This window comes from Pseudomonas sp. Pseusp11 (assembly GCF_047304405.1).
GTDB lineage: Bacteria > Pseudomonadota > Gammaproteobacteria > Pseudomonadales > Pseudomonadaceae > Aquipseudomonas.
Window position 1 is genome coordinate 60,932 of record NZ_JBGLZF010000012.1, and the last position, 22,946, is coordinate 83,877.

Genomic DNA, 22,946 nt, shown 5'->3' on the forward strand with positions numbered 1-22,946 from the left:
TAAATCGGTTGTAGCGATGCGCCTTTTGTCAGGTGGCCCGCGGTATACGTCGACAGGTTGCGTTACTTGATTTTGAAATCGATGGGCACGCTGACCCAGCCATCCTGGGCGACATCACCCTGCTTGGCCGGGACGAAACTCCAGCGCTTGACCGCCGCCAGTGCCGCGTCATCGAGTTGGTCGCGGCCGCTGCTTTTCTGGATCTGGATTTCACCGGGCTTGCCACTGGCCAGGACGTGCACACGCAACAACACCGTGCCTTCCCAGCCGCGACGCATCGCCAGCGACGGGTATTCCGGTGCTGGGTTCTTCAAGTAACCAGCGCTGGCCGACGCCGGGGTCACCGGTTTCGGTGGCGGCGGTACGGGTGGCGCTAGTGCGGCGACCGGTTGTGGCGGCGCAGGTGGCGCAGGCGGCTGCTCGACCGGTTTGGCCACGGGTTTGGGCACTGGCTTAACCACAGGTTTCGGTTTTGGAATCGGTTTAGGAGGCGGTGGCTTCACGGCCAATTCGTCCTCCACCGGCGGTGGCGGCTCGACCGCTGGCTGTGGAATCGGCTCGGGCGGAGGCGGTTGTACCACCGGAGGTGCTGCCTGCGAAAACTCGATGGTCATCGGCGGAATCTCAGGCGGCACCACCGGCAGTTGCGGCGGCGGGGTCTGGTTGACCCAGACAATCACCGCGCCATGCAACACCAACGCGAACACCCCCAGCAAGACCGCTTCGCGGCGACTCAACACGTGCCTGGGCGTGCTGAGCTGCCGCGACAGCGCCAAGGGTTCCCGGAAGACCCGGCCAAGATCGAGCAGTTCACCGCCGGGTAGTGGGTGCCGGAACACCTCTAGGGCTCTGGCGGCATTCTGGACATTGCCCATTGATAGACTCCTGTAAATCTTCAGGTAGAACCCGGACTACCGCGACGGTTCCGATTGCGTGACTGTCAGTGGCGCAGCGGAAAACACCGCCGTATCGGTGAGTTTTTCCACATCAACACGATGGGGAAAGATCTTCTTTTCCACGAACAAGTCATCGACTTGCTGCAAGGCCTGCACATCCCGCGGTTCAACCGGCAACAGCGACTCATCGCCCCAGCTGCGCAGCGTCTGCGAGACTTCAAGGGGAATGTCGTTGACCTTGGCGAAGACCCGAGCGTACTCGTCGGGATTACGCTGCGCCCATTCGAACGCCTTGGCGAAGCGCCGCAATACATCACTCAGTGCCTTGCGTTTGAGCGGGTCGGTCAGCACTTCATCGGAGGCGGTGATAAACGTCAGCCCGGTGTTGATGCCTTCGCCACTGATCAGCACCCGAGCGCCCTTCTGCTCGGCGAATGCCTGATACACCCCGAACGTAGCCCAGGCTTCGATTTTCCCGGCGTTGAACGCCGGCAAGGCGTCGGTCGGCAAGACGAAGCCGACGTTGACGTCTTTCTCATCGACCCCGGCATTGGCCAGCGCGCGAATCAGCAGGTACTGGGAAATGCTACCTCGGGCCGACGACACCACCACGTTGCGACCTTTCAAATCCGCAACGCTGCGAATCGTTGAATCCGGTGGAACCAGAATCGCGATCCCTCTCGATTGACTGCGCCGTACCGCGACAATCCGCAACGGCGTGCCGCCAGTCGCCGCCGCGAGCACCGGGGTATCACCGGCCGGCCCCAGATCGACAGCGCCGGCGCGCAGCGCTTCGAACAACGGCGCAGCACCCTGGAAGTTCGCCCATTGCACCTTGTAGTCAATACCGTCCAGCGCATTCGCTGCCTCGACCACCGTGCGCAAGCCCTTGGCTTGATCGCCCAACACCAGCGTCACGCCGGACAAATCTGACTGGGCCGCCGATGAGGACTTTGTCTCGACGGTCTCACCGCAACCGCCGAGCAACAGCGCGGCGCCAGACAACAGCACAGCCGTGGTTTTCCAGATGCGTCCTGGCATGGCAAAAAATTCCTTTATCAAAAAATCAGCCATGAGCAAAACGCCGGACGTTGCCAGTCGACACTGCTGGTACAGCGCCGGCCGCTTGAATCGCTGGCTCGTTCGCTTCAACCCCCAACAGGCTCAACAAACGCGCGCGGATTTGCTGAAAGCCTTCCTGACCAGTATCCCGGGCCCGCGGCAGGTCTATGGTCAATTGCTCGGCGATCTTGCCGTTGGCCAGCACGATGACCCGATCGGCCAGCAGGATCGCTTCATCCACGTCGTGGGTCACCAGCAGCACGGCCGGCGTGTGTTTGCGCCATAGCTCGATGATCAGCCGATGCATGCGAATCCGGGTCAGGGCATCGAGTGCGGCGAACGGTTCATCAAGCAGCAACAGCTTGGGCTCGCGCACCAGACCGCGGGCCAGCGCCACTCGCTGCGCTTCGCCACCAGAGAGCGTCGCCGGGTAGGCTTCCAGGCGATGGGCCAGGCCCACTTCGGTCAGCGCCTGCACCGCACGCGCCTTGGCATCGGGGATGTGCAGGCCGAGAATCACGTTCTTCCAGGCGCGCTTCCAGGGCATCAGCCGAGGTTCCTGAAACACCGCCGCCCGCGCCTTGGGCACCCGCAGTTGGCCGCTGTCGATGCTGTCGAGTCCGGCCAGGCTGCGCAATAAAGTGGTCTTACCCGAACCGCTGGCCCCCAGCAGCGCGACGAATTCACCGGGTGCGATGTCCAGGTCCAGGCCGTCGATGACCCGCTGTTGACCAAACTGGCGCACCACATTGCGCAGCTGTACGGGTGCTGCTGAATGTGCGGTTTTAGACGCGTCCAAAAGATCGATGCTCGACATATCAGTTCCTCACAAAGGATGGGCGCCAGGCCAGGGCAAAACGCTCCAGCGTACGAATCAGTCCGTCGATCAACAGGCCGAGGACGCTGTAAATCAGCAGGCAGATCACGATCACATCGGTGCGCATGAAATCCCGCGCATCACTGGCCAGATAGCCAATGCCGGCGGTGGTGTTGATTTGCTCGACAAACACCAGGGCCAGCCAGGAAATTCCCAGGGAGTAACGCAGGCCGACGAAGAATGAGGGCAACGAGCCCGGCAGAATCACATGCCAGATCAACTCGCGACGATTCAGGCCCAGAGTGTTGGCAGCCTCGATCAGTTTGGGATCGATGTTGCGAATGCCGGCGAACAGGTTCAGGTACACCGGAAAGGTGGTGCCGGTCACGATCAGGGCAATCTTGGTGAACTCGCCGATACCGAACCAGAGAATGAACAGCGGCACCAGCGCCAGCGAAGGGATGGTGCGCAGCATCTGCATCGGCGAATCGAGGATCACTTCGCCGCGCTTCGACAGGCCGGTAATCAGCGCCGCGACGACACCGATGCTCACGCCGATGCTCAGTCCCACGAGCGCCCGCTGCAGGGATACCAGCAGATGTTTGCCCAGCTCCCCGGAAGTGATCATGGCCCAGAGCGTGCCGCCAATCTGCGACGGCGCGGCGATCACCCGTTGCGGAATCAGTCCCCACTGCGACGCCAGTTCCCACAACAGCAGCAGCGCAATCGGGCTGATCAATCGCAGTAATGCCTCAGGTGTTCGCCAGTTGCGCAACCCGTCGGGGAGCAACCTTGAAGCCCCCCGGCTATCACCCGTGAGGCGAGCGGCCTTATTGACGGAAAACGAGCTACTGGCGCTCGGCGTATCGAAAGTCTTTTCAGTCATCAGGCTTCCTTCCTCATAAAGAACATGGCTGGAGGCGCCATGCGTCTGCTTCGGATTCATGCTATTCGTATAAAAAACCTCAGTGAAATTCTTTTTGGGAATAACCTAATATGATTAAAAATCAGATAGCCGATCAGCCAGATAAATTATTTGCATAGTAAACCGGCTCAGCCCGGGTCCTTTGCAGGGTCTGCCACCGACTCAACACAAAATGCGTATCTCTGATACATCAAACAAAAAGTAATCAATTAATTTAATAATTAACTTAGAACAAAACGGCATTTCACAGCCCTGCCCCGCTGCGCCTACTTTCCACACCACAGACCGACCCCTTGCCCGGTGGAGGCTTTAATCACGCCCGTTCAACGACAAGGAACTCATCATGAGTATTGAATTCATCGGTTACATCGGCGGTCATCATTCTTCAGAGATCCACCCTCGCAGCGGCCCTACCCTGCAACCGGAGTACGTGGAGAAAGTCGCCCGCGCTCACGACGAGGCCGGTTTCGACCGCGCCTTGGTGGCCTTCCACTCCAACAGCCCGGACAGCACGCTGATTGCCTCGCATGCCGCCAGCGTGACCAAGAATCTGAAATTCCTGATCGCCCATCGGCCAGGTTTCGCCGCGCCGACCCTGGCCGCGCGGCAGTTCAACACCCTTGACGTGTTCAATGGCGGACGCACCGCGGTGCACATCATCACCGGCGGCGACGACCGCGAACTGCGGGCCGACGGCAGTTACATCGGCAAGGACGAACGCTATGCGCGCACCGATGAATACCTAGATGTGTTGCGCCAGGAGTGGACCAGCGAAAAGCCTTTCGATTATCAGGGCACGTACTACCAGGTCGAGGGCGCGCATTCGGCGGTGAAGTCGCCGCAACAGCCGCATATTCCGCTGTACTTCGGCGGCTCATCGGCGGCGGCCATCGCGGTGGCGGGCAAGCATGCGGATGTTTATGCGCTGTGGGGTGAAACCTACGAACAGGTGCGCGAAGTGGTGAACCAGGTGCGTGCCGAAGCGGCCAAACACGGGCGCAGCATTCGCTTCAGCCTGTCGCTGCGACCGATTCTGGCGGACACCGAAGCGCAAGCCTGGGAGCGTGCCGAACGCATCCTGCAACAGGCAACTGCCCTCGCCGAGCAGAACGGTTTTGTCCGCCGCGAACCACCGAACGAAGGCTCCAAGCGCCTGCTGGCGGCAGCGGCCCAGGGCTCGCGGCTGGACAAGCGCTTGTGGACTGGCATCGCTGGCCTGCTCGGCGCGCAAGGTAACTCGACGTCGCTGGTCGGCACTGCGGAACAAGTGGCCGAAGCCCTGCTCGACTATTACGACCTGGGCATCACCACCTTCCTGATTCGCGGCTTCGACCCGCTCGACGATGCCATCGATTACGGCAAGCGGCTGATCCCGCTGACCCGCCAATTGGTGGCCGAACGTGAACGGCAAGCGGCGGAAAAAGTGGCGTGACCACCAGCCATTCTGCGAATCAAAAAAGGGGCTTACCTTGCGGTAGGCCCCTCTCTTTTGAAGTGGATTCGTATCACTCTTTATAAGCCGTATCGCTGCGCTCCAACTGCCGAATCAGCGCATTCCAGTGCCGGGCAACACCCGGCCCGTCACCACTTTTAAATACCTCGGCCTGTTTCTCGACCTTGGCCACCACTTCGGCCGGCGGGAAGATCAGTTCGGCATTGCCGCCCGCCTGTGCCGCGACCTGAATAGTGCAGGCGCGCTCCAGTACGTGCAGTTGCTGGAACGCATGCTCGACACTGATGCCCGCCGTCAACAACCCATGATTGCGCAGGATCAACACGCTCTTGTCACCCAGATCCGCCACCAGCCGCTCGCGCTCGTCCAGGTCCAGCGCAATGCCTTCATAACCGTGATAAGCCACCCGCCCGGAAAAACCAATGGAATGCTGAGAGATCGGCAGCAGGCCATCGCGCTGGGCGGACACGGCGATGCCGTCGCGGGTGTGGGTATGCAGGACCGCTTGCAGGTCTGGACGCGCACCGTGAATGGCGCTGTGGATCACATAACCGGCGTAGTTGATACCGAGCCCGGTCGGGTCGTCGACGAGGGTGCCATCGATGTCGACCTTGACCAGGTTGGAGGCGGTGATTTCATCGAACAACAAGCCGAAGGCGTTGATCAGGAAATGCTCGTCGGGGCCCGGCACCCGTGCGGAAAAGTGCGTGTAGATATGATCGGTCCACTTGAACAAGGCCGCCAGCCGATAGGCCGCGGCCAGTTTCACACGAACTTCCCACTCTTCGGGGCTGACGCGCTGGCGAACATTTTTCGAGACACTGGATAACGGACTGACGCTGCTCATGGCAAAACTTCCTGGATGGCCGTAAGGATCTCCAGCAAGCCTAGGGGAAGGCAAAAAATAATAAAAATCACATTTTAATCTAAGCTAATTATTATTTTTTTTTATTATAAATCTCCCCTCTCACGCTAATGCCGTTCACTTCAGCAATTTCAGCCGCGACGCATTCTTTGTAGCAGCTGTCGAGCCTGCGAGGCTGCGTTCGACTGCGAAGCAGTCGTCAAACCAGTGATTGCGGTGTGTCAGGCAGACCGCACTAGCCGAATTCACGACTGCTGCGCAGCCGAACGCAGGCTTCGCCAGCTGCTACAGATCACATTACGGCTTTAGTAAACAGCATTACGCCCCTCAGGCCGCACTCTTGATCTTCTGCAGCGACCCGGCAACCAGTTTGCCAAAGGCGTCGACCGGCCCTTGCAGGTTGCCGAGAAAATGCGGATAGATCAGCCACAGGTCCATCAGCGGCTTGAAGTCCTTGAGCGGCATCACCGCCAATTGCTCGCGGTGGGCACTGCGCTCCAGCAATGGACGCGGCACCAGCCCAAGGCCCAGGCCATCGGCGACCAGGCCCAGCTGCAACTCGGTACCGAACGTTTCCAGGTTCACCCGCAGGGCCAGGCCCTGGTCCGACAGGGTTCGTTGCAGCCCGGCGCGGAAGCCGCAACCATCAGGGTTGAGAATCCAGCCGCTCTGGTAAACGTCGGCGAGTTTGCACGGACGCTTGGGCAATTGCGCCTGGGCGCACACCACCACCAGTTCCATCTTGCCGATCGACTCACCGACAATGTTGTCGGGGAAAATCTTCCCGGCCGGGAACAGCGCAGCCGCCGCGTCCAGTTCACCGCGCTCGATTTTGCCGACCAATTGACTGCCCCACCCCGTGGCCACCTGGGCGCGCAATTCGGGGTATTCGATTCGCAGGTGCTTGAGTGCATCGAGCAGCACCACATCGCCGATGGTTTGCGGAACGCCCAGGCGCAACAGCCCGGTGGGCGGCGCGTCGGTGGCGACCAGTTCGCGCAAGGCATCCATTTCCCGCAGGATCAAACGGCACTGCTCGTACACCCGCGTGCCGATCAGCGTGGGCTTGAGCGGCTTGGTGTTGCGGTCGAACAACTCCACGCCCAACGCCTGCTCAAAGTTCTGCACACGCCGTGTGATGGCGGGTTGAGTCAGTTGCAGCGACTCGGCGGCATGGCTGATGGACTGGCAACGGATCACTTCGACAAAGGCGTCGATATCATCAATTTTCATTTGGCCCGCACATAGAGAACAGTCAATAAGATGTCTGAAAAGCATAGTTCTATTGGTGATATCTGGATAGCCCGGCGCGCCTATCGATAACGTCTAACGCTATGCACAAGGGTTCTAAATTCCTTTCAGCTATAACCTAATCATTAAAAAATAGCATATTAAGAAAAATCATTATGCTTAAATCATGACATCACTTTTCAACACGGACGATGGAATCGCCATGACCCAAGCCCGACATCCAGAGAGACTCAGAGCATTCATAGGTGCCCTGGCGGAACTGATCGACAGTAACCCCCGCGAAGGCGATTTACTGCACCGTGGTGGCAAACTGCTCGCTCAACTGGTTAGCCATGACGACTGGTTGCCCGAAGACTTTGCCCGACCAGACCCGGAGCGCTATCAGCAATACCTGCTGCATGCCGACTCACGGCAGCGTTTCAGTGTCGTCAGTTTTGTCTGGGGGCCGGGGCAAAGCACACCGATCCATGACCATCGTGTGTGGGGGCTGATCGGTATGTTGCGCGGCGCGGAGTATTCGCAGGGGTTCGAACGCCACGCCGACGGCACACTGGTGGCCGAGGGCAACCGGGTTCATCTGCTCCCCGGCCAGGTCGAAGCCGTATCGCCCCGGATCGGCGACATTCATCAAGTCAGCAACGCCTACAACGATCAGGTCTCCATCAGCATCCATGTCTATGGCGCCAACATCGGCGCCGTGCGCCGCGCGGTGTACCAGCCCGATGGCAGCGAGAAACTGTTCATCTCCGGTTATTCCAACACCGTCCTCCCCAATATCTGGGATGTGTCCAAAGAGAGCCAAGCCTTATGAGCACTGCACTCACCCGCTCCTACGCCGAGATCCGCCAGGCGCTGCTGAACCGTGAAGAACTGGCGTTAGTGGATGTACGCGAAGAAGCCCCCTTCGCCGAAGCGCACCCACTGTTTGCTGCCAACATTCCGCTGTCCAAACTTGAGCTTGAGGTGTACTCACGGATACCCCGGCGCGATACACCGGTGACGGTCTATGACAACGGCGAAGGCCTGGCGAGCATCGCCGTGCAGCGCTTGCAGGACCTGGGCTATGTCAATGTCAGGCTGCTCAAGGGAGGCCTGGAAGGTTGGCGCATCAATGGCGGCGAGTTGTTCATCGACGTCAATGTGCCGAGCAAAGCCTTTGGTGAACTGGTTGAGAGCCAGCGTCATACGCCTTCCTTGGCGGCGGAAGAGGTCCAGGCATTGCTCGACAGCGAGGCCGATGTGGTGGTGCTCGACGCCCGGCGCTTCGATGAGTACCAGACCATGAGCATTCCCACCGGCATCAGCGTACCGGGAGCGGAGTTGGTGCTGCGTGCCCGGGAGCTGGCGCCGGATCCGGCGACCCGCATCATCGTCAACTGCGCCGGACGCACCCGCAGCATTATCGGCACGCAGTCGCTGGTCAACTCCGGCATCGCCAACCCGGTTTCAGCCTTGCGCAACGGCACCATCGGCTGGACCCTCGCCGGTCAAGCCCTGGAACACGGCCAATCGCGCCGATTCGCGCCGACCAGCGAAGAGAATCGACACATCGCCGCCCGCGATGCCCGTCGCGTCGCCGACAAAGCGCTGGTGGGCCGTGCCACCCTGGCCGACCTGCAACGCTGGCAACAGGAACCGAGCCGCAGCACTTACCTGTTCGACGTACGCACCCCGGAAGAATTCGAGGCTGGTCACCTGCCCGCTTCCCGCTCCACGCCCGGCGGCCAACTGGTGCAGGAAACCGACCACTTCGCCAGTGTGCGCGGCGCGCGCCTGGTGCTGGTCGACGATGATGGCGTGCGCGCCAACATGTCGGCCTCATGGCTCGCACAATTGGGTTGGGAGGTGCATGTGCTGGATGACTTGCAGCCTGCGCACTTCAGTGAAAAAGGTGCGTGGAAGGCGCCGGTTCCCACGCCGCCGCAGGTAGAGGAAATCAGCGCTGAAACCCTGTCTCAATGGCTGGCCGAGGGTGACAGCGTGGTGCTGGATTTCACCAGCAGCGCCAACTACGTGAAACGCCATATCCCCGGCGCGTGGTGGGCATTGCGCGGGCAATTGCGTGAAGCCCTGGCCAAGGTACCGCCGGCGCAGCGGTATGTACTGACCTGCGGCAGCAGCCAGTTGGCGCGGCTGGCGGTCGCCGAGGTCGAAACGTTGACCGGAAAATCGGTGTTTCTGCTGCGCGACGGCACTGCCAGCTGGATCGCCGCGCAACTGCCGCTGGAGCACGGCGAAACTCACTTGGCTTCGCCGCGCATCGACCGCTATCGCCGCCCTTACGAGGGCACCGATAACCCGCGTGAAGCGATGCAGGCTTATCTGGATTGGGAATTCGGGCTGGTGGACCAGTTGGCCCGCGACGGTACCCATGGCTTTTTCGTGATCTGAACACCCCGGCTCGTGTGCCTTTTGCGGGCACATCAGCCACCTGACATTAAATTCGGACCGACCCCTTTCTCCAGGCGGAGGTGCCCTGAAACAGCAAGACCCGCCTGGAGCATGCCGTTATGCGCATCACCCTGCCCTTCAAATCGCTACTACTGGCCGTCGCCCTCAGCCTCGGCACCACGGCGCAAGCCGCCGACCTGCAACCGCTGCGGGTGGCCAATCAGAAATCCACGCTCAAGGTACTGCTGGAGGTGTCCGGCGAGCTGAAGAATGTGCCCTACGAAATCCAGTTCTCCGAGTTTCCCGCCGCCGCGCCGTTGGGCGAGGCGCTGAATGCCGGTGCGGTGGACATCGGCGGTCTGGGCGATGCGCCCTACGTGTTTGCCCTCGGGGCCGGCGCGCCGCTCAAAGTCGTCAGCATCGTGCATGCCGAGGGCCGCTACACCACGGCCATTCTCGCGCCCAAGGACTCGCCGCTGAACGACGCCCGCGACCTCAAGGGCAAGCGGATCGTCACTACCCGCGGCTCCATCGGTCACTTCCTGGCGATCAAGGCTTTGCGCGATGTCGGCCTGAGCACCCAGGATGTGCAGTTCATTTACCTGCTGCCCAGCGAATCGCGCATTCTGCTGGATAACGGCAGCGCCGACGCCTGGTCGACCTGGGACCCTTACACCACCATTGCCACCACGCAGAGCCAGGCCAAGGTGCTGGTCAGCGGCGACACCTTGCTGACCAATCACTTGTACCTGGCCGCCACCCGCCAGGCCATCACCGACAAGCGCCAGCAACTCGACGACTTCGTTGCCCGCATCGATCGTGCCTACCGCTGGACCAACGCCCATCCCGAAGAGTTTGCCGCCGCCCAGGCGCAAGTCACTGGCTTGCCGCTGGCGGTGCACCTGGCGGTGGCCAAAGCCACACACTTAGCGCCGGTAGCGATTGACGACCAGGTCATCAGCGGTCTGCAAACCACCGCGGATATCTATCAGCAGGAAGGCATTCTCACCAAACACATCGATGTCTCCCAAGGCTTCGATAAAAGCTTCAACGCCCCGCGTGCGCAACTTAACCAGGCATCGCGCTAACGATGCGACGGATTCAGGAGTAGAAACCATGAGCAAACAACGTCAACTGAAACTCGGTGCAATGGTCCATGGCGTCGGCCATGGCTGGGGCGAATGGCGCCACCCACTGGCTCTGGCCAACGCCAGTGTGAATTTCGGCTTCTATAAACAGCAAACGCAATTGGCCGAAGCGGCGAAGTTCGACTTCGTGTTCATCGCCGACAGCCTGCACATCCACGAGAAGTCCAGCCCGCATTACCTCAACCGCTTCGAACCGCTGACCATCCTCTCGGCCCTGGCCGCGACCACCCGGCACATCGGCTTGGTGGCGACCGTCACCGTCAGCTACACCGAACCGTTCCAGGTCGCCCGGCAGTTTGCATCCTTGGACCATATCAGCGGCGGTCGCGCGGGGTGGAACGTGGTGACGTCGTGGCTCAGCGGCACCGCCGACAACTTCGGCAAGGCCGAGCACCCGCCCCACGCCGTGCGCTACCGTATCGCCAAGGAGCACGTGGCGGTGGTCAAGGGTTTGTGGGACTCCTGGGAGGACGACGCCTTCGCCTACAACAAACAAAGCGGTGAGTTTTTCACCCCCGGCAAGTTGCACGCCCTGGAACACAAGGGTGAATTCTTCTCGGTCAAAGGCCCGCTCAACATCGCCCGTTCGCAGCAAGGTCAGCCGGTAATTTTCCAGGCCGGCACTTCTGAAGACGGCCGTAACTTCGCAGCCGAAAACTCCGATGCGATTTTCGTCAGCCCCGAGGGCTTCGACGAAGCGCGCGCCTACTACCAGGACCTGAAAAAACGCGCCAACGGCTTCGGCCGCGACGCACAAGAGCTGTCGATCCTGCCCGGCATCCGTCCGATTGTTGGCCGCGATGAAGCGGAAGTTGAAAGCCGCTATCAACAGGCAGTGGAGCTGGTGAGCATCGAAGATGCCATTGTCGCGCTCGGCCGACCGTTCAATGACCATGACTTCAGCCAATACCCGTTGGACGCACCGTTCCCCGAACTGGGCGACCTGGGCTCCAACAGCCAGAGAGGCGGCTCGGACCGGATCAAGCAACTGGCCAAAGACGAAGGCCTGACCTTGCGCGAAGTGGCCCTGCGCTTCTCCCGGCCACGGCGCGATTTTGTCGGCACACCCGAACAGGTCGCCGATGCCATTCAGAAGTGGTTCGAGGAAGACGCCGCCGACGGCTTCATCATCAATTCGGTGTTGCCGGACGGCCTGCAGTATTTCACTGAACTCGTGGTGCCGGTGCTGCAAAAGCGCGGGCTGTTTCGCAGTGAATACAGCGGCAACACCCTGCGCGACAACCTTGGCCTGCAAGTGCCCGTCAACCGTTACGCGCAGGCTGAAGAAAAACGCGCGGCAGTGAGCGGATCCTTCAACCCGCTGCTGGCGGCCATCTGACGAGGGCCTGACCATGACCAAACCGATCACACACGGACAGTTCAATCGGCGCGGCTTCCTGACGGCCAGCTCCATCGCCCTCGGCGCGTTGGGGTTGTCGTCGCTGGGACTCGCCTCACGCGTGTTCGCCCAAAGCACCAACCTTTCGGACCTGACCCTGGGGGTCGCCACCTACCGGGGCCAGGACTCGTACTTCGTCGAAGACGCCGGCACCGCCACGACGCCTTATAAAGTCGAATATTCGGAGTTCGCGGGCGGCAACCTGATCGTCGAAGCGCTGGCCTCGGGCAGCCTGGACCTCGGCAATATGAGTGAGATCCCACCGATTTTCTCGATCCAGAGCCATCGCCAGCCGCGATTGATCGCAGTGCTGCAAGGCGACGTGAACAATCAGGTGTTCCTGATTCCCAAGGACTCGAAGGTCGAGTCGGTCGGCCAGTTGCGCGGCAAGCGGGTCGGCTATGTGCGCTCCACCACCTCGCACTATTTTCTGATCAAGGCGTTGAAGGAACAGGGCCTGACCCTGAACGACATCACGGCGGTGGCGCTCACTCCGCAGGACGGTTTCACCGCGTTTCAAAGTGGCCAGCTCGATGCCTGGGTGATCTACGGCGTGTTCATCCAGTTGGCGAAATTCCGCAGCGGCGCCCGCGTTTTGAAAACCGCCCTGGGTTACCTGTCCGGCAACTACTTGATCGCCGCCCGGCCCGCCGCGCTGGAAGACCCGCTGCGCAAGCAGGCGATCCAGGATTACCTGCAACGACAGGCGCGCACGCTGGAATGGATCAACAACAACCCCGAACCCTGGGCAACCAAATCGGCGCAACTGCTGGGCGTCGACAAAGCGGTGTTTCTCGACATGCACAACAGCCGTAGCCAACCCTACAAAATCATCGAAGTAAACGACCAGGCCATCGCCTCACAACAGGAAGTCGCCGACCTGTTCTTCGATGCGGGCGTGCTGAGCGAACGGCTCGATGTGAGTCCGTTGTGGGACAAAAACTTCAAGCTGCTGCCGTGATGAATCAAATCGCCAAACACCACATTCCTGTGGCGAGGGAGCTTGCTCCCGCTCGGCTGCGAAGCAGTCGCAAAACCGGTGACCGGGGTGTGCCTGAAACACTGCGGTGGATGGTTTTGGGGCCGCTTCGCGACCCAGCGGGAGCAAGCTCCCTCGCCACAGTTGATTGTGGTGGAACCACTTTCGGCTCTCACCTTTTGATTGAGTGAATTCCTATGAGTCTTTCTTCTCAACACGCTCCGCCACTGCGATCGGTGGAAGCGGCCAACTTCGAAGCATTGCTGGAAAGCATCGGCCAACAACTCGGTGCCACTGCCCACGTTTATGACGAGAGCAGCGCCTTCCCCCATGACAATTTCAAGCTGCTGCATGAGCACGGGCTGGTCGCCCTGACCGTCCCCAAACCCCTCGGCGGTGGCGGCGCGAATCTGGCCCAGGCACGCAACGCAATCAGCGCAATTGCCAAAGGTGAGCCCTCGACGGCGCTGATCCTGGTGATGCAGTACATCCAGCACGCACGCTTGCAGGACAGTAAAACCTGGCCCGAAGCGCTGCGCCTGCAAGTGGCGCGAGACGCGGTCCAACAAGGCGCGTTGATCAACGCCCTGCGGGTCGAGCCCGATCTCGGCACTCCAGCGCGTGGTGGCCTGCCTGCGACCATCGCCCGGCGCACCGCTGCCGGTTGGCGGATCAGCGGCAGAAAGATTTATTCCACCGGCAGCCATGGCCTGACCTGGTTCAGTGTCTGGGCACGCAGCAACGATGAAGACCCACTGGTCGGCACCTGGCTGGTGCACAAGGACACCCCCGGCATCAGCATCATCGAAGACTGGGACCACTTGGGCATGCGCGCCACCTGCAGCCATGAAGTGGTGTTCGACAATGTGCTGGTGCCGCTGGACCACGCGGTTAGCGTCAGCCCTTGGAGCGCCCCGCAACCCGAGCTCGATGCCGATGGCTTCCTGTGGATGTCGGTGTTGCTGGCATCGGTCTATGACGGGGTCGCCCAGGCAGCTCGCGACTGGCTGGTGGGCTGGCTGGAAACACGCAAGCCGTCCAACCTCGGCGCAGCGCTCTCGACCCTGCCGCGCTTTCAGGAAACCGTCGGGCACATCGACACCCTGCTGTTCGCCAACCGCAGCCTGCTCGACGCCGCCGCAAACGGTCACACACCGGCCAGCAATGCGGCGCAGCTGAAATACCTGGTGACCGGCAACGCCATCCGCGCCGTCGAGCTGGCCATCGAGGCATCCGGCAATCCCGGTCTGTCACGCCACAATCCGCTGCAACGGCATTACCGCGACGTGCTGTGCAGCCGTGTTCACACCCCTCAAAATGACGCCGTTCTACAAGGCGTCGGTAAAGCGGTCTTCGCCCAGCGCCAACCAAAGGAGCGCCCATGAGCCAGCTCGTTATCGCCAGCCAACTGGATGAAGACTTCAACGAAGTGATCCGCCAGCGCCTTGAGCAAACACACCTGGGGGCCAAGGTCATCAGCGTGCCGATCGGAGTGCCCAGCGACCTGCCGGCGGAGGTCAGCATCTTGCTGGCGCGGCCGATCAATGTGCGCGGCTATCTGGCACCGGACACGCCGCCACCGGGTTGGCCGTATGGCTTGCGGTGGATTCAGGTGGTGTCTTCGGGCATCGACTTCTACCCGCAATGGCTGTTCAACGGCCCGCCGGTGAGCACGTCGCGGGGCAGTGCCGCCGAGAACATCGCCGAATTCGCCCTGGCCACGATCTTCGCCGCCGCCAAGCGTCTGCCGGAGATTTGGGTGCACGACTCGCAATGGAACTTCAGCGCGCTGACCCCGCTCAAGGGCAGCACGCTGGGGATTCTCGGCTTCGGCGCCATCGGCCGCAGCCTGGCGAGCAAGGCCCATGCCTTGGGCATCCAGGTGCTGGCGTTGCGACAGAGTCAGACGCCGTTCGAGGTCGAAGGCGTGCAGGCGGTGCGTGACATCCATGAACTGTTCGCCCGCTCCGACCATCTGGTGCTGGCCGCGCCGTTGACCGAGGCGACCCGGCATATCGTCGACCGCGCCGTGCTCGCCAGTGCCAAACCCGGCCTGCACCTGATCAACATCGCCCGTGGTGGCCTGCTGGATCACGGGGCGTTGCTTGAAGCACTGGACAGCGGAACGATCGGCCTGGCTTCGCTGGATGTCACCGAGCCTGAGCCACTGCCGGACGGACATCCGTTGTACATCCATCCACGGGTGCGCTTGTCACCCCATACCTCGGCGATTTCCACCAACAGTCGGCATGATATTGCTGACAGTTTCCTGGCCAATCTTGAGCGTTATCTCAATGGTTTGGCGTTGGAAAATCAGGCGAACGTACAACGCGGGTATTGAGTCCAGTCGATCTACCGTCATCGCGGGCAAGCCACGCTCCTACAGTTGGAATGCATTCCCCTGTAGGAGCGTGGCTTGCCCGCGAATGCGTTTTAACTACCCCACATAAACATCAGTTTTACGCATTTCAATACAACACTTAATGCCTATTTTTTATAATTAACTTATAACTAATCGGACTTTTACAGCGCCTATCTATACAAATACTGTTACAACCATCACCGACCCCTGACCAGGTGGAGGCCCACGGAACTGTACGTTTTTCCGGCCGACACCACCCCACGGTCAATCGCCACACCCAAACCTGAAAACCGGCTCAAGCCGCCCCACCGCCAAGGCCTGCGGCCCATGGCCCGGGCAACGCTTTGCCGAAAAAAAACATAACGACGCCAACGCAGCACTCACACACCCGGGGCTCACCATGCACAACATTTTCAGTACAAACCGTTTGCCGCTGGCCGTGTCGCTGGCGATTTTCGGGCTGTCGGCCCAGGCCGAAGAAGCCGGCAGGGAGGGAGCCCTGCCCGTGGTCACCGTGACCGCCGAACACCATACCGAGGACTTGCAAAAGACCCCGCTGGCGATTTCCGCGTTCGACGAAAAAGCCCTTGAAGACAAGCAGATCAAAAGCATCCGCGACCTCTCCGGGCAAGTGCCAAACCTGACCCTCAGCCGCCAGTCGATCTCCTACAGCGCCCAGACCTACGGGATACGCGGTATCGGCGAAACCGACCCGATCCAGGAGGCAGCCGTCGCGGTGTACGCCGATGACCTGTACATCCCACGGGCGATTTCCTCGATGCTCGACTTCAACGACGTCGAGCGTGTGGAAGTGTTGCGTGGCCCGCAGGGCACGCTCTACGGGCGCAACAGCAGCGCCGGTGCGATCCGTGTGATCACCCGCGATCCGACCCAGGAAACCAGGGGTTTCTTCGAACTCGGCGCCGGCAACTACAACGCACAGAACGGTCGGTTCCTGATCAGCGGCCCGCTGGTGGACAACGCGCTGTTCGGCAGTTTTTCGGCGATTCGCCTGACCCGTGACGGCACCGTCTCCAACCCGACCCGTGGCGAGGATGTGAACAACGTCGACATCCAGTCCTACCGCGGCAAGCTACGCTTCAACCCCATTGATTCGCCATGGGATGTGCAACTGACCCTGGCCGGCACCTTCGACCGTGGCGACACCACTAGCTACACGCCGTTTGATGCCAACGGCCACTTCGACAAATTCAAGAGCTACAGCAGCCTCGACCCGAAGAACCGTCTCGACCAAGGCAGCTCGGTGCTGCGCGCTATCTACGTCATTGACGACCACCTGAACTTCAAATCAGTGACCGCTTATTCGGCGTTCAACCAGCCGGTGGACTACGACAACTCGGGCCAAGCGGCGCTGATCCAACAAAACCTGATCACCTACAGGCAGGACTACGCCACCCAGGAATTCCAGCTCAACGGCGACTACGACAAATTCAGCTTCAGCACCGGCCTGTACCTGTACCGCGAAAAGTTCGAAGCGGACCGCGACAACCTTACCTATTCCGTTGCACGCAACCGGGTCATCGGCCAGGGCCAATACAGCACGACCAACACTGAAAGCTACGCGTTGTACGGCCAGGGCAGTTACAAAATCACGCCGCAGCTGTCGCTGATCGCTGGCCTGCGCTTTACCCGCGAGCACAAAAACTTCGAGTACACCAACTACGCCATCAATACCAACCGGCAGATCACCGGGACCAACTTCACCGCAGAATCAAGCAAGTCGTGGCAGTCCACCAGCCCGAAACTCGGCTTCGAATACGCCTGGACGCCGCACCTCAATCAATACGCCTACGTCGCCAAAGGGTTCAAGGCCGGGGGCTACGACAACCGTGCGCCAACCCGGGCCGCGGCTGAGCAAGCGTTCTCGCCGGAAGACGTGACCACCTGGGAAACCGGCTTCAAGGGCGACTTTTTCGACCAGCGCCTGCGGGCCAACGTCGCGCTGTTCTACAACGACTACAAAGACCTGCAAACCAATGCCTACGACCCGGCGCTGGGTGTCAGCCTGCGGACCAACGTTGGCCAGGCACACACCTACGGTGTCGAGCTGGAAACCCTGACGGCACTGACCAACGATCTGCAACTGACCGCCAACCTCGGCTACCTGGAAAGCCAGTACGACGACTTCGAAAATGCCAGCGGTGCCGGTGTCGATGCCAACGGCAAACAGTTGGTGTTCTCGCCGCGCTGGAACGCCAGCGTCGGCCTCAACTACACCATCCCGGCCGGATTGCCCGGCACCTGGCTGGCCGGCACCGATGCCCAGTTCCAGACCAAGTCCTACGCCAACGCGCTCAACGACGACGTCCAGGAAATCCCCCAGCAGACCTTCTGGAACGCCAACACCCGCTACATCTCCGGCGACGGTCACTGGACCACCACGCTGGCGGTGAAAAACCTGCTCGACCGCGCCTACCCGCAATCGGTCGGCTACGTGCCCTCCAGCGGTGCCCGCTTCTACTCCATCAACGACCCACGAACCCTCTTGTTGTCCGTGCGCTACGACCTTTAACCCCTAGCGCGAACACCGGATTCCTTACCGCCTGAACGCAAGGAGCACCACGATGGCTTTTACCCGCAGAGAACTGATTTCCCGTATTGCCGCCGTCGGTGGCTATTCCGCTGCTGTCGGCGCCCTCGGCGCGCTGGGGCTCACACCTCAGGCCGTGGCGGCGAGCTTCAACCCGTTGCAACTGGGCAGCAGTGGCAAAGGCAAGCATGTGGTGGTGGTCGGCGCCGGTATTTCCGGGTTGGTCAGTGCCTATGAACTGCGCAAGGCTGGCTTTACCGTGACCATACTCGAAGCCCGAGAGCGAGTGGGCGGACGCAACTGGACCCTGCGGCGTGGCACCAAAGTCGATTTCGACGACGGGGTCAGCCAGACCGTCGACTTCGATGACGGGCACTTTTTCAACGCCGGTCCCGCGCGCATTCCCAGCCATCACCAAACGATCCTCGGCTACTGCCGCGAGTTGGGCGTGGAGCTGCAAGTGCTGGTCAACAGCAGCCGCAACGCACTGGCCTTGCCGGACCCGAAACGACCGGCCTTCCAATTGCGCCAGGCGGTCAACGACACTCGCGGGCAACTATCGGAACTGCTGGCGAGAACCGTCAGCCGCAAAGCCCTGGACCAGGACTTGAGCGTCGACGACCGTCAGGCACTGTTGAACTTCCTCAAGGTCTATGGCGACCTCAACGCCGACTTCAAGTACAAAGGTTCGGTGCGCTCGGGTTACACCCGTATCCCCGGTGCCGGCGATCAAACCGGCATCACCCGTGCACCGCTGGAGCTACAGACCCTGCTCAACCCCAAGCTCTGGGGTGCGTTGGTGTTCGATGAAATCCCGGAGTTTTCCTCGACCATGTTCCAACCGGTTGGCGGCATGGACCGGATTCCCTACGCGCTCTACGACAAGCTCAAGGATGCGGTGCGTTTCAACGCCGAAGTCAGCGATATTCAGACCTCCGAAAACGGCAGCCGCATCACCTACCGGAACCGCAAGACCGGCACAGACCAGACTCTGAGCGCCGATTACGCCATCGTCACTGTGCCCCTGCCGTTGCTGGCCAAACTACCGAGCAACTTCAGTGCCCCCTTCAAGCAAGCGATTCTCAGCGCACAAAGCGATCAGGCCAACAAAGTCGCCTGGCAGTCACCGCGCTTCTGGGAAACCGACTTCAACATCTACGGCGGATTGTCGTATCTGGACCATGAAGTCAAAGGTTTGTGGTACCCCAGTGATCGGCTGAACAGTGCCCAGGGCATTCTGGTCGCGGCCTACAACACCAGCGAATCGGCCCAGGCCTTCAGCAAAAAATCCCTCGCCGAACAGTTCGCCTCCTCGCGGCAAGCGGTCGAACTGCTGCACCCCGGACACAGCACCAAACTGCAAAAACCGGTGGCCATCAACTGGGCCAAGGTGCCCTTCAGCAAAGGCCCGTGGATCGTCAATGACGAGGTCGGCGAGAGCGCTTACCAGATCCTCAACGAACCCCAGGGCCGCACGTATCTGGCCAGCGACGCCCTCGCCCATGGTGGCGTCGGCATCTGGCAGAACAGCGCCGCCGACTCGGCGCGACGCATCGTTTCCCTGATCGGCCGCCATGCCGAACGCCAGCGACCGGGCGTTGCTGCCTGACTTTTTCCAATCCAATAAAGGACTGACCGATGAAAACCATGACTTTGCTCACAGGACTCCTCATGACCGCGACCGCCCTCAGCAGCCACGCCGACGAGATCAAACGCGTCGCCCTGCCCAACTCGAACTTCCCGATTTCGCTGGCGGTGTCGGTGCCGGCGCAAACCGACCTGCTGTTCGTCAGTGGCCTGCTCGCCGACCTGCATGACCCAAAAGCAGCGAAGGATACCTTCGCCGCCTATGGCGACACCGCAACCCAGACCACCTCGATCCTCAACAAGCTCAAAGGCGTACTGCAAAGCCAAGGCCTGGACCTGGGTGATGTGGTGCAACTCCGGGTGTTCCTGGTGGGTGATCCGGCCAAGGGCGGCAAGCTCGATTTCGCCGGGTTGCAGGAAGGCTATACGCCGTTCTTCGGCAGCACCGCGCAACCGAACAAACCGGCGCGCACCGCCGTGCAGGTGGTCGCCCTGCCGTTGCCGGGCGGGCTGGTCGAAATCGAAGCCGTCGCCGCGCGCAAGAAGTGACACGGCCATCATCCGACATTCACGGAGTTCCACGTTGATGCTCAACTGCCCAGCGCGCCGCACGGCGCCGACTTACCGTCCGTTATTACTGCCGCTGTCGATTGCCTGCGGCTTGGCTTCGTTCAACATCGAGGCTGCCGAAAGCACCTCACCGACCCTCGACACCGTGGTCGTCACGGGTAACCGTGGCACTGTCGAACGCACCGTCACCACCAGCCCGACACCGATCGACGTGGTAACCGGAGAACAATTGCGTTCGGTGGGCAAACCGAGTTTGTTGGAGGCGCTGAGCAAATTCATCCCCTCCTTCAACCTGCCCGACCGTGCTGGTTGGGATGCCAGCGGCGTGGTTCGCTCGGCGACCCTGCGGGGACTGACCGCGTCCCATGTGTTGGTGCTGGTCAACGGCAAACGCCGGCATACCAGCGCCACGCTGAACATCAACGGCATCAACAGCGGCGCGGCGCCCAGCGATCTCGACCTGATCCCGGTGGCGTCCATCGATCACATCGAGGTGCTGCGCGATGGCGCGGCGGCACAGTACGGCTCGGATGCGATCTCCGGGGTGATCAACATCATCCTCAAGCAGACCACCGGCGGCAGTTCCGACACCACCCTCGGCCAAGGCTACGATGGTAAACGCGGGACCGCGCAGGAAGCGCTCAATTATGGTTTTCAGGTCGGCGAAGCCGGTGTGCTCAATGTCTCGCTCGACACTCGCTACCAGGAGCGTGATAACAAGGCCGGCAGCAATGGCTACAGTGCGCATTACTATCCGCAGGCCGACGGTTCGCCCGACCCGCGCGAGGCCGATGCCAGCCACCACACCTACAAAGGCTACGGCTTGCCCCGCAGCCAACTGGCCGATGTCGCCTACAACCTCGACCTGCCACTGAACGATGCCGTCACCCTTTATTCGTTCTCGACCCTGGCCACCCGGGAGAACAATGACGGCCAGAACTTCCGTCTGCCCAATGGGCGCAACACCATCACCACCGGCCCCAATGGCTATCCCGACGGTTACAGTCCTTACTGGCTGATCAACGAAACCGACTTCCAGTCCGCCTTCGGTGCCAAGGGCGAGGATTTCGGCGGCTGGGCCTGGGACCTGAGCAGCACCTACGGGCGCAACTACGCCAAGCAACGCACCTACGACAACCAGAACCCGTCGCTGGGTGAAAACACCCCGAACAAGTTCACCTCCGGCATCTACATCGCCGACCAGTTGACCAGCAACCTGGACCTGAAAAACAGCTACGAAATCGGCCTGGCCAAGCCGCTGGATGTTGCCTTCGGCTTCGAGCATCGACGTGAAAGCTATGAGACCCGCGCCGGCTCCGAAGCCTCGTATATCGATGGCGGCTACGTGTTTCCCGCCGGCCATCCACGCGCCGGCCAACGGCCGGATCCGGGCGCTCAGGTCACCAACGGCATCAGCCCTGATGACGCACAAAAAGTCAGCCGCAACAGCGTCGCCAGCTACGTAGACCTGGGTTTCTACCCTGTCGAACAGTGGTACCTCGGCGTCGCCGCGCGTTACGAGCATTACAACGAAGGCGTCGGTGGCACTCGCAGTGGCAAACTCAGTACCCGCTATGAGTTCAACCCGGTGTTCTCGGTGCGCGGCACCATCAGCAACGGCTTTCGCGCACCGTCGCTGGCCAACCAGATATTCACCGCGCGCTCGACCGGGTTCGACACCATCAATGGCGTCTACCAGTCTTACAACTACGTGATTCTGCCGGTGGATTCGGCCGGCGCCCAGGCCCTTGGGGCCGAGTCGTTGAAACCCGAACGTTCGACCAACTTCAGTCTCGGTTTCGCCCTGACTCCCAGCGAAGACCTGAGCCTGACCGTGGACGGTTACGTGATCAACCTGCGTGACCGCCTGGTACTCAGCGAACGCTTCCAGGGACCGGGCGTCGCGGCCCTGCTCGACAGCATCGGCGTACCCGCCACCGCCGGCGCGCAGTACTTCACCAACGGCGCCAACACCCGAACGTCCGGGGTCGATGTGGTCGGCAATTACCGGCAGAACCTGAACCAGTTCGGCTCGGTGAGATGGACCGCGGCGCTGAACTACAACCACACGCAAATTCTCAGCGTCAACGACACACCATCACAACTGACCGCCCTGGGCAGTAACTTCCAGTTGCTCGGACGCCAATCGCGAGCGCTGATTACCAAAACCTCCCCCAGCAGCAAGATGATCTTCTCCGCCGACTGGGCGATCAGCGACTTCGACGTCAATCTGCGGTTGACCCGTTATGGCACCTACACCGAGGTCAACAGCTCAAGCGATCCAAGCCTGGATCGCGAGTATTCGGCCAAATGGATCACCGACCTCGACGTGGCGTATGCGATCAACAAACAACTGACCGTGGCCGTCGGCGCACAGAACCTGTTCGACAAGTACCCCGACCATATCGGCGTAAGCAACTCTTCGTTCGGCGATAACTGGGGCAGCTATTCACCCTTCGGCTTCACCGGCGGTTACTACTACACCCGCCTGCAATACGCGTTCTGACTCCTCGGGCGCGCAGAGCAAGAGCAAAAGATCGCAGGGTATTTCGAAGTGCAGCCATTCATTCTGAGCAATGCCGAGCCCGGTAAGGATGGCGCCTGAGGCTTAGGTTCCATATAGCCTGACACAAGGCTCTTATTCCATTAAAGAAGTACATATTGTTTTTATAGTGCGTTTCAATCTATGC

General features: G+C 60.9%; 18 protein-coding genes. 12 read left to right on the forward strand and 6 right to left on the reverse strand.

The genetic code is table 11. The features are described 5' to 3' along the window. Positions 1–62 precede the first annotated feature (62 nt). Genes ACCC96_RS12210 through ACCC96_RS12225 form a run of 4 tightly spaced genes read right to left on the reverse strand, consistent with a single transcriptional unit; the run spans position 63 to position 3,661 of the window. Entirely contained in the window at positions 63–875 is an 813-nt protein-coding gene (locus ACCC96_RS12210) for an energy transducer TonB (RefSeq protein WP_413695935.1), read from the reverse strand. A 36-nt stretch (positions 876–911) separates the two neighbouring features. Further along, entirely contained in the window at positions 912–1,937 is a 1,026-nt protein-coding gene (locus ACCC96_RS12215; protein ID WP_413695936.1) for an ABC transporter substrate-binding protein, read from the reverse strand. 25 nt (positions 1,938–1,962) lie between these two features. Further along, positions 1,963–2,775 (reverse strand): ABC transporter ATP-binding protein, encoded by an 813-nt coding sequence (locus ACCC96_RS12220; RefSeq protein ID WP_019578562.1) that lies wholly within the window; start codon positions 2,773–2,775, stop codon positions 1,963–1,965. A gap of 1 nt (position 2,776) precedes the next feature. Next, entirely contained in the window at positions 2,777–3,661 is an 885-nt protein-coding gene (locus ACCC96_RS12225; protein WP_413695937.1) for an ABC transporter permease, read from the reverse strand. A gap of 382 nt (positions 3,662–4,043) precedes the next feature. Between ACCC96_RS12225 and ACCC96_RS12230 the strand changes: the two genes are divergently transcribed. Further along, positions 4,044–5,132, forward strand: coding sequence for an LLM class flavin-dependent oxidoreductase (locus ACCC96_RS12230; protein WP_413695938.1), 1,089 nt, complete (start codon positions 4,044–4,046; stop codon positions 5,130–5,132). A 73-nt stretch (positions 5,133–5,205) separates the two neighbouring features. Here the strand turns inward: ACCC96_RS12230 and ACCC96_RS12235 are convergent, their stop codons facing one another. Continuing rightward, entirely contained in the window at positions 5,206–6,000 is a 795-nt protein-coding gene (locus ACCC96_RS12235) for a class II aldolase/adducin family protein (protein ID WP_019649109.1), read from the reverse strand. A 345-nt stretch (positions 6,001–6,345) separates the two neighbouring features. Then, entirely contained in the window at positions 6,346–7,251 is a 906-nt protein-coding gene (locus tag ACCC96_RS12240; RefSeq protein ID WP_019578558.1) for a LysR family transcriptional regulator, read from the reverse strand. A 220-nt stretch (positions 7,252–7,471) separates the two neighbouring features. Here ACCC96_RS12240 and ACCC96_RS12245 point away from each other — a divergent pair, with 220 nt between their 5' ends. The 11 genes from ACCC96_RS12245 (at position 7,472) to ACCC96_RS12295 (ending at position 22,762) form a co-directional block, all read left to right on the forward strand. Continuing rightward, the gene (locus tag ACCC96_RS12245; RefSeq protein ID WP_019578557.1) at positions 7,472–8,080 is read left to right on the forward strand and encodes a cysteine dioxygenase; all 609 of its coding nucleotides are present in this window, start codon (positions 7,472–7,474) and stop codon (positions 8,078–8,080) included. Then, complete coding sequence (locus tag ACCC96_RS12250; protein ID WP_413695939.1) at positions 8,077–9,660, forward strand: rhodanese-related sulfurtransferase; 1,584 nt, start codon at positions 8,077–8,079, stop codon at positions 9,658–9,660. The genes ACCC96_RS12245 and ACCC96_RS12250 overlap by 4 nt, the downstream gene beginning before the upstream one ends. 119 nt (positions 9,661–9,779) lie before the next feature. Further along, positions 9,780–10,748 carry an ABC transporter substrate-binding protein gene (locus ACCC96_RS12255; protein WP_413695940.1) on the forward strand — a complete coding sequence of 323 codons (969 nt, stop codon included), beginning with the start codon at positions 9,780–9,782 and terminating at the stop codon, positions 10,746–10,748. 28 nt (positions 10,749–10,776) lie between these two features. Beyond that, a complete protein-coding gene (locus ACCC96_RS12260; RefSeq protein WP_019649113.1) occupies positions 10,777–12,147 on the forward strand; it encodes an LLM class flavin-dependent oxidoreductase in 1,371 nt (456 codons plus the stop codon). 13 nt (positions 12,148–12,160) lie between these two features. Further along, positions 12,161–13,168: an ABC transporter substrate-binding protein gene (locus ACCC96_RS12265; RefSeq protein WP_413695941.1), complete on the forward strand. Its 1,008-nt coding sequence runs from the start codon at positions 12,161–12,163 to the stop codon at positions 13,166–13,168. Between the two features lie 215 nt (positions 13,169–13,383). Then, a complete protein-coding gene (locus tag ACCC96_RS12270; RefSeq protein WP_413695942.1) occupies positions 13,384–14,571 on the forward strand; it encodes an acyl-CoA dehydrogenase family protein in 1,188 nt (395 codons plus the stop codon). After that, the gene (locus ACCC96_RS12275) at positions 14,568–15,527 is read left to right on the forward strand and encodes a D-isomer specific 2-hydroxyacid dehydrogenase family protein (RefSeq protein ID WP_413695943.1); all 960 of its coding nucleotides are present in this window, start codon (positions 14,568–14,570) and stop codon (positions 15,525–15,527) included. The genes ACCC96_RS12270 and ACCC96_RS12275 overlap by 4 nt, the downstream gene beginning before the upstream one ends. A 421-nt stretch (positions 15,528–15,948) precedes the next feature. Beyond that, on the forward strand, positions 15,949–18,081 hold the full coding sequence (locus ACCC96_RS12280) for a TonB-dependent receptor (protein WP_413695944.1): 2,133 nt from the start codon (positions 15,949–15,951) through the stop codon (positions 18,079–18,081). 52 nt (positions 18,082–18,133) lie between these two features. Continuing rightward, positions 18,134–19,708, forward strand: coding sequence for a flavin monoamine oxidase family protein (locus ACCC96_RS12285; protein WP_413695945.1), 1,575 nt, complete (start codon positions 18,134–18,136; stop codon positions 19,706–19,708). 29 nt (positions 19,709–19,737) lie between these two features. After that, a complete protein-coding gene (locus ACCC96_RS12290) occupies positions 19,738–20,235 on the forward strand; it encodes a RidA family protein (RefSeq protein ID WP_019649119.1) in 498 nt (165 codons plus the stop codon). A gap of 37 nt (positions 20,236–20,272) precedes the next feature. After that, positions 20,273–22,762 carry a TonB-dependent receptor gene (locus ACCC96_RS12295; RefSeq protein WP_019649120.1) on the forward strand — a complete coding sequence of 830 codons (2,490 nt, stop codon included), beginning with the start codon at positions 20,273–20,275 and terminating at the stop codon, positions 22,760–22,762. Positions 22,763–22,946 lie beyond the last annotated feature (184 nt).

Excerpts from the sequence above, each read along its gene's own strand:
- ACCC96_RS12210 (WP_413695935.1), bottom strand. The coding sequence starts at position 875 with ATGGGCAATGTCCAGAATGCCGCCAGAGCCCTAGAGGTGTTCCGGCAC.
- ACCC96_RS12215 (WP_413695936.1), bottom strand. The coding sequence starts at position 1,937 with ATGCCAGGACGCATCTGGAAAACCACGGCTGTGCTGTTGTCTGGCGCC.
- ACCC96_RS12220 (WP_019578562.1), bottom strand. The coding sequence starts at position 2,775 with ATGTCGAGCATCGATCTTTTGGACGCGTCTAAAACCGCACATTCAGCA.
- ACCC96_RS12225 (WP_413695937.1), bottom strand. The coding sequence starts at position 3,661 with ATGACTGAAAAGACTTTCGATACGCCGAGCGCCAGTAGCTCGTTTTCC.
- ACCC96_RS12230 (WP_413695938.1), top strand. The coding sequence starts at position 4,044 with ATGAGTATTGAATTCATCGGTTACATCGGCGGTCATCATTCTTCAGAG.
- ACCC96_RS12235 (WP_019649109.1), bottom strand. The coding sequence starts at position 6,000 with ATGAGCAGCGTCAGTCCGTTATCCAGTGTCTCGAAAAATGTTCGCCAG.
- ACCC96_RS12240 (WP_019578558.1), bottom strand. The coding sequence starts at position 7,251 with ATGAAAATTGATGATATCGACGCCTTTGTCGAAGTGATCCGTTGCCAG.
- ACCC96_RS12245 (WP_019578557.1), top strand. The coding sequence starts at position 7,472 with ATGACCCAAGCCCGACATCCAGAGAGACTCAGAGCATTCATAGGTGCC.
- ACCC96_RS12250 (WP_413695939.1), top strand. The coding sequence starts at position 8,077 with ATGAGCACTGCACTCACCCGCTCCTACGCCGAGATCCGCCAGGCGCTG.
- ACCC96_RS12255 (WP_413695940.1), top strand. The coding sequence starts at position 9,780 with ATGCGCATCACCCTGCCCTTCAAATCGCTACTACTGGCCGTCGCCCTC.
- ACCC96_RS12260 (WP_019649113.1), top strand. The coding sequence starts at position 10,777 with ATGAGCAAACAACGTCAACTGAAACTCGGTGCAATGGTCCATGGCGTC.
- ACCC96_RS12265 (WP_413695941.1), top strand. The coding sequence starts at position 12,161 with ATGACCAAACCGATCACACACGGACAGTTCAATCGGCGCGGCTTCCTG.
- ACCC96_RS12270 (WP_413695942.1), top strand. The coding sequence starts at position 13,384 with ATGAGTCTTTCTTCTCAACACGCTCCGCCACTGCGATCGGTGGAAGCG.
- ACCC96_RS12275 (WP_413695943.1), top strand. The coding sequence starts at position 14,568 with ATGAGCCAGCTCGTTATCGCCAGCCAACTGGATGAAGACTTCAACGAA.
- ACCC96_RS12280 (WP_413695944.1), top strand. The coding sequence starts at position 15,949 with ATGCACAACATTTTCAGTACAAACCGTTTGCCGCTGGCCGTGTCGCTG.
- ACCC96_RS12285 (WP_413695945.1), top strand. The coding sequence starts at position 18,134 with ATGGCTTTTACCCGCAGAGAACTGATTTCCCGTATTGCCGCCGTCGGT.
- ACCC96_RS12290 (WP_019649119.1), top strand. The coding sequence starts at position 19,738 with ATGAAAACCATGACTTTGCTCACAGGACTCCTCATGACCGCGACCGCC.
- ACCC96_RS12295 (WP_019649120.1), top strand. The coding sequence starts at position 20,273 with ATGCTCAACTGCCCAGCGCGCCGCACGGCGCCGACTTACCGTCCGTTA.